15 protein-coding genes are annotated in these 14617 nt (G+C 27.9%); 11 read left to right on the forward strand and 4 right to left on the reverse strand.

Annotation, left to right across the window (positions count from 1 at the left end; all coding sequences use genetic code 11):
- Positions 1–79 precede the first annotated feature (79 nt).
- Both JW646_RS16250 and JW646_RS16255 read right to left on the reverse strand, forming a co-directional pair.
- Positions 80–790, reverse strand: a complete 711-nt coding sequence (locus tag JW646_RS16250; RefSeq protein ID WP_148556502.1) for an ABC transporter permease — start codon at positions 788–790, stop codon at positions 80–82.
- A gap of 1 nt (position 791) precedes the next feature.
- On the reverse strand, positions 792–1700 hold the full coding sequence (locus tag JW646_RS16255) for an ABC transporter ATP-binding protein (protein WP_228415660.1): 909 nt from the start codon (positions 1698–1700) through the stop codon (positions 792–794).
- 240 nt (positions 1701–1940) lie between these two features.
- Between JW646_RS16255 and JW646_RS16260 the strand changes: the two genes are divergently transcribed.
- Entirely contained in the window at positions 1941–3293 is a 1353-nt protein-coding gene (locus JW646_RS16260; protein ID WP_228415661.1) for a peptide MFS transporter, read from the forward strand.
- A 131-nt stretch (positions 3294–3424) separates the two neighbouring features.
- Here the strand turns inward: JW646_RS16260 and JW646_RS16265 are convergent, their stop codons facing one another.
- On the reverse strand, positions 3425–4045 hold the full coding sequence (locus JW646_RS16265; RefSeq protein ID WP_074915965.1) for a response regulator transcription factor: 621 nt from the start codon (positions 4043–4045) through the stop codon (positions 3425–3427).
- 14 nt (positions 4046–4059) lie between these two features.
- Entirely contained in the window at positions 4060–4776 is a 717-nt protein-coding gene (locus tag JW646_RS16270; RefSeq protein WP_228415662.1) for a sensor histidine kinase, read from the reverse strand.
- A 566-nt stretch (positions 4777–5342) separates the two neighbouring features.
- Between JW646_RS16270 and JW646_RS16275 the strand changes: the two genes are divergently transcribed.
- From JW646_RS16275 to JW646_RS16320, 10 genes are all read left to right on the forward strand, one after another.
- Positions 5343–6275, forward strand: coding sequence for an ABC transporter ATP-binding protein (locus JW646_RS16275; protein WP_074915967.1), 933 nt, complete (start codon positions 5343–5345; stop codon positions 6273–6275).
- Between the two features lie 19 nt (positions 6276–6294).
- A complete protein-coding gene (locus tag JW646_RS16280; protein ID WP_228415663.1) occupies positions 6295–7431 on the forward strand; it encodes an ABC transporter permease in 1137 nt (378 codons plus the stop codon).
- Positions 7418–8587: an ABC transporter permease gene (locus JW646_RS16285; protein WP_148556506.1), complete on the forward strand. Its 1170-nt coding sequence runs from the start codon at positions 7418–7420 to the stop codon at positions 8585–8587. Before JW646_RS16280 ends, JW646_RS16285 begins: the two co-directional genes overlap by 14 nt.
- 396 nt (positions 8588–8983) lie before the next feature.
- Positions 8984–9562 (forward strand): anthranilate synthase component II, encoded by a 579-nt coding sequence (locus JW646_RS16290; protein ID WP_074915973.1) that lies wholly within the window; start codon positions 8984–8986, stop codon positions 9560–9562.
- 7 nt (positions 9563–9569) lie between these two features.
- A complete protein-coding gene (gene pabB / locus JW646_RS16295; protein WP_228415664.1) occupies positions 9570–10919 on the forward strand; it encodes an aminodeoxychorismate synthase component I in 1350 nt (449 codons plus the stop codon).
- The gene (locus JW646_RS16300) at positions 10909–11646 is read left to right on the forward strand and encodes an aminotransferase class IV (RefSeq protein WP_148556508.1); all 738 of its coding nucleotides are present in this window, start codon (positions 10909–10911) and stop codon (positions 11644–11646) included. Before pabB ends, JW646_RS16300 begins: the two co-directional genes overlap by 11 nt.
- A gap of 38 nt (positions 11647–11684) precedes the next feature.
- On the forward strand, positions 11685–12464 hold the full coding sequence (gene aroF, locus JW646_RS16305; RefSeq protein WP_228415665.1) for a 3-deoxy-7-phosphoheptulonate synthase: 780 nt from the start codon (positions 11685–11687) through the stop codon (positions 12462–12464).
- A gap of 145 nt (positions 12465–12609) precedes the next feature.
- Entirely contained in the window at positions 12610–12810 is a 201-nt protein-coding gene (locus tag JW646_RS16310) for a cold-shock protein (RefSeq protein ID WP_074915981.1), read from the forward strand.
- A gap of 136 nt (positions 12811–12946) precedes the next feature.
- The gene (locus JW646_RS16315) at positions 12947–13450 is read left to right on the forward strand and encodes a CarD family transcriptional regulator (RefSeq protein ID WP_148556509.1); all 504 of its coding nucleotides are present in this window, start codon (positions 12947–12949) and stop codon (positions 13448–13450) included.
- Positions 13451–13739: 289 nt separating this feature from the next.
- The gene (locus JW646_RS16320; RefSeq protein ID WP_074915985.1) at positions 13740–14468 is read left to right on the forward strand and encodes a YwaF family protein; all 729 of its coding nucleotides are present in this window, start codon (positions 13740–13742) and stop codon (positions 14466–14468) included.
- Positions 14469–14617: the final 149 nt, after the last annotated feature.

A 14617-nucleotide genomic window follows, 5' to 3' on the forward strand; every position in this document is an offset into this window, starting at 1 on the left:
TATATATTAAATATATTTTTTCTTGTTTTTGTATATTTATGTTTATACATATTAAATTTTATAAAATTTACCTAACTATTTATCTAATTTCTCTTTTTGAGAATATATAGCTTGAAATTAAGAAGCCTATTATTATATAAACAAGACTTATTAAGCTATTATTTATTAAACTTTGATTTGAAACTGCAATATTTTTTAGAACATATAGTATGCTATATGGTGTTAATTTTTCGTAAAATGAAGCAACTACGTCGAATGCAGCTATTGCGGCAAATCCAAATAATATTGTATTTCTAGATGTCTTCATTAAAAATGCTGGGATAGAAAGTATTAATATCAATCCTGTTACAGGTATAAGTGTAACTAAATATTCAAGCAGTGAATAAATAATAAAATCTACACTTGGTACTTGAGTTAATATGCAAACAGCTATGAAACTTAATAATATTTGTATTATCATAGTTATTAGTATATTAATAAGTATAAACATGGATTTCCCTATTAAAACCTCATTCCTACTCAAAGGATTTATAAGGTATATTTTCATACCGCCGTTGTTAAATTCCTCTGTAATAACTTTTGCTATTAGAATTACTATAAATGGTGCTAACATATTTATTGTTGAACTAAAAAACATGTCCACTATTTCAGGTTGGGTAAAATAACCTACTCCAGAGAATTTTATTTTAGCAAAGTACGATAAACCTACAAATGCTAAGATTATAACATTTAATATTATTAGGGTGCTTTTTTTTGTACTTATAAATTCATTTTTTATTATATTTATCATTCTATTTTCCTCCTGTAATTTCCATAAATAAATCTTCTAATGATTTGTTGTTTGATGAAATTTCATATACACATATATCATTTTTAATAAATTCTTTTGTTAATAAAGATATACTTGTTTCATTTGCTTGTACTGTTATTCCATGTTGTTCTACTTTGTGTAATTTTGCATAAGTTTTTCCTTTTATCAGTTCAATTGATTTATCAATATCTGTAGTTCTGATAAAAAATAAATTCTTTTGATTAACAATACTATCCATATCAGATTCTAAAATTTGTTTTCCTTTATTTATAATTACAACTCTATTACACATAATTTCTATTTCATGCAAAATATGTGATGATATAATTATAGTTTTATTGTGTTTATGAGATAATTCTTTTATTAATTCTCTCATTTCTACAACTCCTTTAGGATCTAGTCCATTTGTTGGTTCATCTAACAGTATAATTTTAGGATTTTTTATAAGGGCCATAGCAATAGATAATCGTTGTTTCATACCTAAAGAATAGTTTTTAGCTTTTTCATTTCCTCTACCTTTTAATCCAACTATTGATAAAACATCTTCAATTTCCAGGCTTACATTATATGAATCGCTAAAGTTTTTTGCAATTTTTAAATTTTCGTATGCTGTTAAGTCAAGATATATTGCCGGGTTTTCTATTATTGCAGATACATTTTTTATAGCATCTTTAAAATTAGAATCTATGTCAAATCCATCTATATAAACTTTTCCACCATCTTTTTTTATTAAATTTAATATCATTTTCATTGTTGTACTTTTTCCAGCTCCATTAGGTCCTAGAAATCCAAATATATCACCTTCATTAACGGTAAAACTTAAATTATCAACTGCAACTACATTTCTACGTTTTTTAGTTAAATTTTCAACTTTTAAAATTTCTTTCATATCATTTCACTCTCCTGTGTTGTTTGATAAGTTCATTTTAGTTTATGAATCTTTCTAAAACCTTTCTAATTTATTTATGTTTGCTATACATATGAACTGGTCTTTGACAGGTATATATTATTAAATATATTGTATACAAAAATAATTATATATAAATGATTGACCATACATATAATTTCTGATACCCTCCTTTTAGGGGCATAAATGTATTGACATAGACAAAAAATTAGGAGGGGAAATATGGAAAACACTGTAAAAACAAAGAAGAAATACCCTAAAGGCTTTTATGTATGTGCATTTTCATTTACATTAGAGCGTATGGCATTTTACTCTTGTAAATGGCTAATTGCATTATTTGTTGCAAAAACACTGATTGAAGGTGGCTTAGGCTTAACTGCTGCAGATGGTGCAAAAATGAGTGCAAACTTAGTAGCATTTACATACTTAACACCAATATTTGGTGGATGGATAGCTGACAGATGGGTAAGTCCTAGAATTTGTGTTCCTTTGGGAACACTATTAATGGGTCTTGGATATTTGTGTGGATGGCAATCTGCAACACAAGGCTCAGTCGCAATGATATGGTTAATGATTATTTTAGTTTCTATTGGAACAGGTTTATTCAAAGGTAATATATCAGGTATAAATGGTAGATTATTTGAAGATAAGGATCAACTGGATTCAGCATTTACAATTCAATATTCATTTGTAAATATAGGTTCATTTATAGGTACTACAGCTATATCTTTTGTAGCTTATGGAATAGGTTTTGGACCAACATTTATAGTTTGTGCTCTATTATTATTCCTTGATACTCTATGGTTAATATTTGGAGGAAGAGCATATTTCGGTGATATAGGTAAAAAACCATTTAAAATCAACGAAACAAATATTGAAAGTGAAAAAGACAAGCAAAAGAGTGATAGCGAACCTTTAACTAAGAAAGAAAAACATAGAATTGGAGCTATTTTCCTTGTAACTTTATTCTCTGTAATTTTCTGGGTTGTATGGTACTTAACATACATGCCAATAATGTATCACTGGGGTCCTGACTTTGATTATGCTAACAAAGCAAACTGGGTGATTGGTAACTTTACAGTACCATCTGCATGGTTTGACTCACTAAATGCATTATGCTGTATAACTTTTGGACCAATACTTGCTGCTGTATGGACTAAACGTGCAAATTCACCAAAAGGTGATTTAAGTATGTTTAAGAAAACTGCACTTGGTATGTTACTTCTTGGTGTAGCATTTGTAATAATGGCTGGAGCTGAAGTAATAAGAGGAGAAAATCAAGCAAACTTAATGTGGATTGTAGTAGTAGGTGTATTAATGTCTCTTGGTGAAATGGTATTCTCACCACTAGGAAACTCATTTATATCTAAGTTCTCACCACCTAGAGTTTTAGGACTTATGATGGGAGTATGGCCATTTGCAATATTTATAGCAGGTAAATCTTATGGATACTTATATGAATATTTAAGTAAATACTCATTTGCACCAGCATATGGTATAGTTGGAGCAATAGTTCTTATCTGTGGTGTAGTATTATGGTCATTAGATAAGAAATTCAATACTTTAGTAGAATAGTATTAAATTAGTTTAATTTTACTATGATAAATTAAAAAGGGCCCTATACAAGTAGAACATTTTGTGTGTCTTACTTTATAGGGCCTATTTTACTTATTAGAATAATTTGAGAAAAATTCTTGGCTGAAATTTTACAAGTTTTTATAATAAAAAATAGCTACCTGAGTTCTATCTCTCAAGTTTAACTTTTGTAGAATATTGCTAAGGGTATTTCTAACAGTACCTTCACTTAAAAAAAGAATATTAGCAATTTCCTTGTTACTAAGACCTTCAGCTATAAGAGTAATAACTTCCAGCTCTTTTTGGGTAATTCCAAATTCAGAGAAATCAGTAGAATTAGAATTATCAAGAAGAGAAGGGATTTTAGAAATAATATCATCACCAAAAACATTTTGACCAGCATATACTGCCTTTAGTGATGGTACTATACACTCAAAATTTTGTTTTATAATATAACCCTTGGCACCAATATTTAAAGCCCTGATTATATATTCATTATCAGAAAAAGTAGTCAAAAACAGTATTTTAGCATTACTATCTTCTTTTAAAATAGTTCCTGCTGCTTCAAGTCCAGTCAAACCATCCATACGAATATCCATAAGCAGGATATCTGGATTTAATTTATGATAAAGTTCTATAGCCTCATTACCATTACATCCAGTTGCCACCACCTCTATATCATTTTCAACTTCAAGTATGGTTTTTAGAGAAACACATACTAATTTATCATCATCAACAACTAATACACGCATATTTTACATCCTTTCTAATCTAATTTTTTAGGAACAGAAATAAAAATTCTAAAACCACTATCAGTACTTATATTCAAACTTCCATTAACGGAAGCGATTCTATCTTTTATATTTTTTATGCCGATTCCATTTTCAATATTATAATTAATATTACTTCCATTATCATGAATAACAAGCTGATATAGAGAGGGATGTTCACGAAGGAAAATAGAAACTTCCGTAGCATTGGAGTGTTTTATAATATTAGATAAAGCCTCTTTTGTTATGGAAATAAAACTATATTTTATTTTCTTTATGGGATTTGATTCTAAATCATAATCAAGTTTTATGGAGCAAAACTCAAAACTATCAACTAATTGCTGGATTTCAACTTGAAGATCAACAGCATCTTCGTGTAAATCATGAACACTACTTCTAATACTATCCATAGCTTCCGACAAAGTATCTTTTACAAGTCTAAGATTCAAATCAATATTGTCATCTTTATTTATAGCCAAAAGTGCTCCAATTTGAAGAATACATCTAGATAGTAAATGACCAACATTATCGTGAATATCTCTAGCAATTCTATTACGTTCTCTAAGAGTAGCCAAATTAACTTCATAATCTTGCTTTTCTAAAAGTTCTCTGTTTTTGTTTTCGAACTTCATAGACAGCTCATTGGCACTATCACTTACATAATAATAATTTTTCTTAATATTTTCATAAGATTTAGTACGGTAATTTAACATATAGCTAATAAAAGTATAAGCAAGTATTAAAAATATGGATGAAGGACTTATTTCAAAACTATATATTATAATAGGAAAGATTAGGACTAGCCATAACCACTTTATCTTATATGAAAATAAGTCATAACACATAAGTGGAATAAAAAATAAATAGTCTAAATTAAAAAAACATAAAATTAAGAAAAAAATAGACAGTGTAATTAAGACTTTGCCATTTTCTTTATAACTAATGATTGAACTTAAAAACACACATATAAGTATGGGTACAACTAAATAAGTATTAGCCACATTATGTAAATAAATTGATAAACAAATAAATAAGATTATAACCTTATCAATTATTTTATTACTCAGTATAATCACCTCAATTCACAATCTCTTAAAATGATTTTATCATTAGATTCATATTGCAACAATAAAATTATTACATTTGTCACATGTATTTTGGAGCCTAGTCACTTACCCATTACATGGAAATTTAATACAATAATAGTATAAAAAGTGAAAATGAAGATTTTACTAAGGCAAATCTGTTGCTTAAATAAGAGATTTATGGAGGAATAAATATGATTATAAAAGTTAAAGACCTTGTTAAAAGGTACGATGATTTATTGGCATTAGATCATTTAAATTTAGAAGTGAAAGAAGGAGAAGTCTTTGGTCTTTTGGGACCAAACGGTTCAGGAAAAAGTACAGCAATAAATTGTATCTTATCTTTATTAGAATACGACAAAGGTGATATAGAGATTTATGGAAAAACAATGAGTCCAGAAGCTTATGATATAAAAAGAAATATAGGAGTAATAATGCAAAATGTGGCTGTATTTGAAGAGCTAACAGTATATGAAAATATAGATTACTTCTGTGGTCTATACATTTCAGATAAGAATCTTAGGAAAAAATATGTTAAAGATGCTATAGAATTTGTTGGACTTGATGAATATAAAAAATTCTATCCTAAAAAATTAAGTGGAGGACTATTAAGAAGGTTAAATATAGCTTGTGGAGTAGCCCATAGGCCAAAGCTAATAATTTTAGATGAGCCAACAGTAGCAGTAGATCCTCAAAGCAGAAACAATATTTTAGAAGGAATACAAAAGTTAAATAAAGAAGGAGCTACTATTGTATACACATCTCATTATATGGAAGAAGTAGAACAAATCTGTACAAATATTTCAATTATGGATAAGGGAAAAGTAATAGCAACAGGAACTAGTGAAGAATTAAAAAAAATGATAAATTGCGGAGAAACAATTACAGTTGAAACTTTCAAAATAGAAGAAGAAGTTATAAAAGGCCTAAACGAATTACCAAATGTAACTTATGTAAAATACAAAGATAATTATCTAGTAGTTAAATCAAGTAAAGGAAAAAATAATTTATCCATTGTAATAGACTATCTAAGAAAAAATAATGTGCAAATAGGTAAAATTTATTCAGAACCACCTACATTAAATGATGTTTTCTTAGAAATTACAGGAAAAGCGCTAAGGGATTAAGGGGGGAGAAAAATTGTTTATGCATAATTATAAATATAGGCTGAAATGTATTATAAGAGATAAGAATATGATGTTTTGGACATTACTATTTCCCATATTATTAGCAACACTATTTAATCTATCTCTTTCCAACCTTTCAAGTGCTGAAGATTTTTCAGCAGTTAACATAGCTATTGTAAAGGATAAAGAAGGTTATAATAAAGAGTTTATAGATGTTGTAAACTCAGTTTCCGTGGGAGAAAGTGATGATCCTTTATTTAGTACAAAATACACATCACAAGCTAATGCAAAGGACTTATTAGATAATAATAAAATAGATGGATATTTATATTTAGATAAAAATATAGAAATAGTAGTAAAAGATAGTGGAATAAACCAAACTATAATAAAGAGTTTTGTAGATGAATACAAACAAACAGAATCTACAATAAAAAGAATTTTAAAAGAAAATCCAATGGCAATAGAAAGTATTGGTGTAGATAACTTATTCAAAAAAACAGATTATATTAAAGAAGTGGCAATAAGCAATACTTCCATAGACGAAAGTATAAATTACTTCTACACACTTATTGCAATGGCTTGTTTGTATGGAGGATTTTTAGGGCTTAAAGAAATATCTCAAATTCAAGCTAATCAATCTCCACAGGGAGCTAGAGTTAGTGTAGCTCCAACTCACAAACTAAAAGTATTTATGTCATCTATGGCAGCTGCAACAACAGTTCAATTATTTGATATTGGAGTACTTATGGCCTATCTTACTTTTGTACTAAAAGTAAGCTTTTCAAATCAGATAGGATATATATTACTAGCATGTGTAGTAGGTACTATTACAGGAGTATCTTTTGGAACATGTTTAGGAGTAGCGCTGAAAAAATCAGAGGGAGTTAAGGTAGGTATATTAGTAGGAGCAACTATGACAATGTCATTTTTGTCAGGCATGATGTACGACAAAATGAAGTATATTGTAAACTCAAAAATGCCTATATTAAGTTATATAAATCCTGTAAATCTAATAGCAGATTCATTTTATTCACTATATTATTACGATAGTGCAACTAAGTATTTTATAAATATAGGATTACTTTGTATTTTATCTATAATATGTGGTGGAATCACATACTTAGTTTTAAGGGGGCAAAAATATGCAAGTTTATAAAGCTTTTTTCAAAGTTATTCGTAAAAACTTAAGTCAACTTTCAATATACATGGTAGTGTTTGTAGTATTTGCCATAGCTCTTGGAAATTCAAAGCAAAATCCAAATGATATAAATTTTGAAGATACAAAAGTAAATATAGCATTTATAAATAAAGATGAAGATTCAAAAATTGTAAATGGATTAAAAGAATATCTTAAGGGAAATACAAATATTGTGGATATAGGAAATACAAAAGAAGACTTACAAGATGCTCTTTATTTTAGAGAAGCGGAGTATATAGTAACTATACCAAAAGGATTTACACAAAAGATACTAAATAATAGTGAAAAAGTAACTATTGAAAAAAACACAAGACCAAATTCAGTTAGTGAAGTTTATATAGATAATTTAGTAAATAGATATTTAAATACTGCCAAAACATATACTTTGGCTATAGATAATATATCTCAGTCAGAACTTGTAAAGTATATAAGTGAGGATTTGGACTATAGCACAAAAGTAGATGTAAGTACTTATGAAAATGGATATGTAAGCAACTCAGGATGCAAAAACTATTATAACTATCTGGCTTATTCCATATTTGCAATATTAATACTTGGAGTAACGGCTGTTATGTTAACATTTGAAAACAAAGATTTAAAAATGAGAAATTTATCATCTGCATTAACTATGAGAAGCATGAATTTTCAACTAGTGTTAGGTAACATTAGTTATGCAGTTGTGGCATGGTTAATTATGATATTAGCAAGTTTCGTAATGTACAAAAGTTATATGTTTAGTATGAATGGAGTTTTATTTTTAGTAAACTCATTTATATTTACTTTAGCAGCTCTAAGTGTAGGTCTACTTATTTCTACACTAATTAAAACTAGAAGTGCAATGTCAGCAGCAGCCAATGTGGTATCTTTGGGATGTTGTTTTATAAGTGGAGTATTTGTACCACAGGAATTTCTGGGAAAAACAGTAATTTCTATAGCAAAATTTAACCCTACTTACTGGTATGTAAAAGCAAATGAAGAAATTTCAGTATTGGTGAATTTTACTGACACAAATGTAACTCCTATAATTTATAGTATGCTTATTGTACTTGGATTTGCAATAGCTATACTGGCAGTTGCTCTTGTGATTATGAAACAAAGAAGATTTAGTAATTAGACTGTTATCAGAAAAGAACCATATACTATTGACGATGCATATCTTCAATCTATGGTTTCCATTCAATTAGCAATATTATTTTTAGCAGGAATAATTTCTGCATGGGCATATATTTTATACAAAAAATAATGGATCTGTTTCAAAATAAAAACATAGATCCACAAAAATGAAGGGATGAACTCACATAGAGTTCATCCCTTTTGTGTACAAATTAATATAATTCAAATAGTAGAAAAATATTTTATGCATAGATAGTAAAAAGAATATATCTCTTTTAATGATTAAAAAAACCATTTGTAACAAATTTAAACATATAAACACATAAAAGGCAAAACTATACTATAATTATATTGATGATTGTTAAAAATTGCGCATTTCATTAGGGGAGGTACTTACATGATTCTTATGATTGATAACTACGATTCATTTGTATATAACCTAGTTCAATATATAGGAGAATTAGGAGAAGAAATCGTAGTAAGAAGAAACAAAGAAATAACATTAGAAGAAATTGAAAATTTAAATCCAGAAATAATAGTTTTATCTCCAGGGCCATGTTCGCCTGTGGAGGCCGGAATATGTATAGATGTGGTAAATCATTTTAAAGGGAAAAAGCCAATCCTTGGGATATGCTTAGGTCATCAAACTATAGGACATGTTTTTGGTGCAAAGGTAGTAAAAGCATTGGAGCCTGTACATGGAAAAGTTCATGCTATAAAACATAATAATAAAGGTGTATTTAAAGATTTAAACAACCCACTAAATGTAACAAGATATCATTCTTTAGTAGTAGACAAAGAAAATTTACCACATGATTTGGAAATAACTGCTTTGACAAAAGAAGGAGAGATAATGGGTCTTAGACACAAAAACTATCTTATAGAAGGAGTACAATTTCATCCAGAAGCTATATTATCCCAGCAAGGTCATGAAATACTTAGAAACTTTATAAAAGAAGCTAGAGAAAGGATATGAGCGTAAAATGATAAAAGAAATTAATACAAAACTAAGTGCTTTTGAGATATTTACCATATTTAAAGATGAAAAAGATAGTTTTATTTTAGATAGTGCTATGGATAAAAACAAATTAGGCAGATATTCTTTTATTAGTAGCAACCCATTTAAAACTTTAAAATATAAAAACAGCAATGAAAACCCACTTGATTTTTTACAAGAGGAGTTAAATAAATATAAAGTAGAAAATAAGACCCAGCTTCCTTTTATAGGAGGAGCAGTAGGTTATTTGTCTTATGATTTGGGAAATTACATAGAAAAACTACCAAGAAGTGCAAAAGACGATTTAAATGGTTATGATTTGTACTTTGGTTTATATGATAGTGTAATAGTAGTGGATCACTTAAAAGAAAAAACATATATAGCTACACCAGATTTAGATGTGAAAAAAGAAGAAAATATAGTTTTAAATATTGAAAATAAAATTAATGAGGCTGAAATAAATGGAGTAAACCCAATTTGTTATGAAGAAAAAGAAGTTCCTCCAACAAAGCTTAAGTCTAATTTTACAAAAAAAGATTTTGAAAACTCAGTTGAAAAAGTTAGACAATATATAAAAAATGGAGATATTTATCAAGCAAATTTAACACAAAGATTTAGTGGGAAAACTACTTTATCCAGCTATGAATTATACAGAGATTTGAGAAAGGTAAGTCCTGCACCTTTTGGAGCATACTTGAATTTTGATGATTTTAATATTTTATCAAACTCTCCAGAGAGATTTATAAAATGTATGGAGAAAAAATTAGAAACAAGACCAATAAAAGGAACAAGACCTAGAGGTAAAAATAAAGAAGAAGATTTAAAACTTCAAGAAGAATTGAGAAATAGTGAAAAAGACAAGGCTGAGCTACTTATGATAGTAGATTTAGAGAGAAACGACATAGGAAGAATATCAAAAATAGGAAGTGTAAAAGTACCAGAGCTATTTGTAATAGAGCCTTATGCAAATGTAAATCATTTAGTTGCAACAGTAGTAGGAGAGTTAGATGATGACAAGGATGCAGTAGATGCAATAAAAGCTACTTTCCCAGGAGGATCAATAACAGGAGCACCAAAAATTAGAGCAATGGAAATTATAGATGAATTAGAGCCAACTCAAAGAAATGCATACACAGGTTCTATTGGTTATATTGGTTTTAATGGAGATATGGATTTAAATATAGCCATAAGAACTGTTATAAAAAAAGAAGAGGATGTGTATTTCCAAGTAGGTGGAGGAATGACATGGGGTTCTGACCCAAGAGAAGAATATCAAGAAACTCTTGATAAAGCACAGTCTATAATGAAGGCCCTAAGAGGTTACTATGAAGAATAGTGTAAGTTTTAATAGTGAGCTAAGTAAATTTGGCATTGGTTTATTTGAAACAATAAAGATAGAAGATGGTCCTATTGATTTAGATTTACATATGAATAGAATGTTTAAATCTATTGAGTCACTAAATATGAATATTAAATATCATAAGGAGTTTTTAACACAGTCTATTTTAAATTATATAGATGAAAATAAAATAAAAAACAAAGCATTAAGAATAACTGTATTTGATGAAGGTTATAATATTTCTACTAGACCTATAACTTATAATGAAGAAATTTACAAAAAAGGATTTAAGCTAACAATATCTCCTATAAAAAGAGGAGATAGTATAATATACAAGCATAAAACTACAAATTACTATGAAAATATTTATACTAAAAGATATGCTACTGAAAATAATTTTGACGATGGATTATTTGTAAATTATGAAAATATTATATTAGAATGTTCTATGAGTAATATATTTTTTATAAAAGAAGATAAAATTTATACTCCCCATGGCGAGTTACCCATTTTAAATGGTATAATGAAAAGAAAAATCTTAGATATTTGTAAAAACTTAAATATTGAAGTTATAGAAGGAGAAATAAAACTGGAAGACATTAAGAATTTTGACTTTGCATTTATATCAAACAGTTTAATGAAAGCTATGAAAATATCACAAATTGATAAAATAGTTTACCCTTCAAATAATGAAGTATTTAAAAGAATAATATCTTATATATAAATATATTTACTAAAGAAAGATTAAGGAGCTTAATATTCATGAAAAAAACACTTTTCCATGAGGATGTAAATTTAGAAGTCGTCTCATGTGATAAAACAATAGCATTCAAAAAAGACAAAGTAATAATGGCAGGACCTTGTGCAATAGAAAGTTATGAACAACTTTTAAAAACTGCTAAATTTGTTAAATCACAAGGAGCAAATATACTTAGAGGTGGGGCTTTTAAGCCAAGAACATCACCATCCTCATTTAAAGGACTAAAAGAAGAAGGTTTAGAAATTTTAAAAGCAGTAAGAGAAGAAACAAAATTAGCTGTAATCACAGAACTTATGGACGTTAGAGATTTGGAAAAACTTTATGCAGTAAGTGACATAATTCAAATAGGTTCAAGAAATATGCAAAACTTTACTTTACTTACAGAAGTAGGAAAGCAAGACAAGCCTGTTATGCTAAAAAGAGGAATCTCAGCAACTATAAGTGAATGGATTGGAGCAGCTGAGTATATTGCTTACGAGGGCAACAAAAAAATCATAATGTGTGAAAGAGGTATAAGAACTTACAACGACTATACTAGAAACACACTTGATCTAGCTGCAGTTCCAATTATACAAAGGGAAACGGGTTTACCTGTAATAGTAGACCCAAGCCATGGAACGGGAGTTAGAGAACTTGTTAAACCAATGTCCCTTGCGGCAATGGCATGTGGAGCTGATGGTTTAATGATAGAAGTTCATCCAAATCCAAGTGAAGCATTGTCAGATGGAATGCAATCACTTCATTTTAATGAATTTGAAGATTTGATGAATAGCTTAAAATAACATCTGATAATTTAATGAAAAAATAGAAAATTAAGTATTTTATAATTATTGTATCTATTTATTTCAAACTGTGCTATAATATACTTATTGTAGTAATACAAAATGGTAAAAAAGTCTTTGAAGAGATTTTGATAGGAGAATTAATATGACTAACGGAATAGTAAAATGGTTTAATAGTGAAAAAGGTTTTGGATTTATAACAGTTGATGGTGGAGAAGATGTATTCGCTCATTTCTCAGCTATACAAACTGATGGATACAAAACTTTAGAAGAAGGTCAAAAAGTAAGCTTTAATGTAGTTAAAGGTGCTAGAGGTCCTCAAGCAGAAAACATAACTATATTATAATAATATACATTGTTTCGGGAAAAAAGATCCTTTATAGGGTCTTTTTTTTTAAACACTTTGTAGGTTAGTTAGAAAAGCAATTATTTCTAGAAGTAAAACTTCTATAAAATAAAAAATAAGATGGGAGAGAATTAATATGTATAAAATTGGAGAATTTATTGTTTATGGAAATGAAGGTGTTTGTAGGGTAGATGACATAAGTGAATTAAGTATTGGAGGTAGTAGTAAAGGAAAAACTTACTATACTCTAAAACCAATGCATGATAATGGAACAGTGTTTGCACCTATTGATACTACTGTATTTATGAGACCAATTTCATCATATGAAGAAGTTCAAAAATTAATTAAACAGATTCCATCAATAAAAGAAATTGACCATGATGACAAAAGTGTAAGAGAATTACAAGAGTATTATAAGAAATTAATAAAAAATCATGATTGTATGGATTTATTGACGATAATGATAACACTTCAAGATAAGAAAAACACTGCAAGTAATAATGGAAAAAAACTTAGCCAAATGGATGATAAGTTTATGAAAACTGCCAAAAATTTAATTGAAAATGAGTTTTCAATTGTATTAGGTATAGAAAAAGATGATGTAGAGTTATACATTGATGACAGTTTAAATAAGATGTAATTAGGGATAAGTCATTAATATTTATAAATAATTTAAATTATATTAAATCAAAAAGTTCTTGATATTTTATCAAGAACTTTTTATATTGTCAATATTTAGAATAATTTAAATAACATAAAAGTATAACTTTATCAAACTTCTTTAATTTTATGATATAATATTCAATGCATTTAACTTAAGCTTTAAATTTCTTGACCTATTTCTATAATGGAATATGTATTGTAATGAAATTAATTAGTAAAGAACTAAATATAAATAAGCGAAGAAAAATTTAGAAAGGGGGGCAAATATGATGCAAAATATAAAATACTTTTTTAGAGGAGTTCCTGATAATACAAAGTTTGTCCAATTTGGATTATCTCATTTGTGGATATTAATAGTTTCAACCTTAGTAAGCTATATTATTATTAAACATAAAGAAGAAAATCGTAGACTTGAAATTTTCATAGGAACAGTCTTAATTATTCAGCAAGGGGCTTTATATATGTGGTATACTGCTACTAATTACAATGTTTTAACACAAGGACTACCATTATATCATTGTAGAATAGCCATATTATTCCTAAGTATAGGATTGCTTTTTAACAAAGTACCATTAATGAAACTTGGAGCATATTGGGGCTTAGCAGGTGCTATAATTGCTTTAGTAATTCCAGCAGACATGGATCCGTTCATGTTTCCACATATAACCATGGTATCTTTTTTTATGGGGCATATGTTCCTGTTATGGGGAAGTATATATGTTTTATATGCAAAGAAGATTGGAATAACAAAAACAGACTTGAAAAGAATATTAACATTTACTAATACATACTGTGTAGTTATATATATATTTAACTATATGGCAAAGTCAAATTATGGATTTATGAACTCATCACCTATACAAGTTGGAAATAACCTTAATCATTTTATGTATGGGATCATAGTTATATTAATTTCTAATATAGTTATAAATATAATTTATCATGTATTAAATTTTACAACAAAAGAAAAAGAAGAATTAGTACTAGTAGATTAATTGGAGCCCAAGGGCTCCTTTTTTAGTATGACTTTAATCAAGAAAATTTAGAAATTTAATTATTAAAATTTGGACTTAACTATAAAGTAAGTTTTATTAATTCCGATAATAAATAAAGGGTATTTATAGTTTCCAGATATTATCTAAAG

Source organism: Terrisporobacter hibernicus (assembly GCF_020809405.1).
GTDB lineage: Bacteria > Bacillota > Clostridia > Peptostreptococcales > Peptostreptococcaceae > Terrisporobacter > Terrisporobacter petrolearius.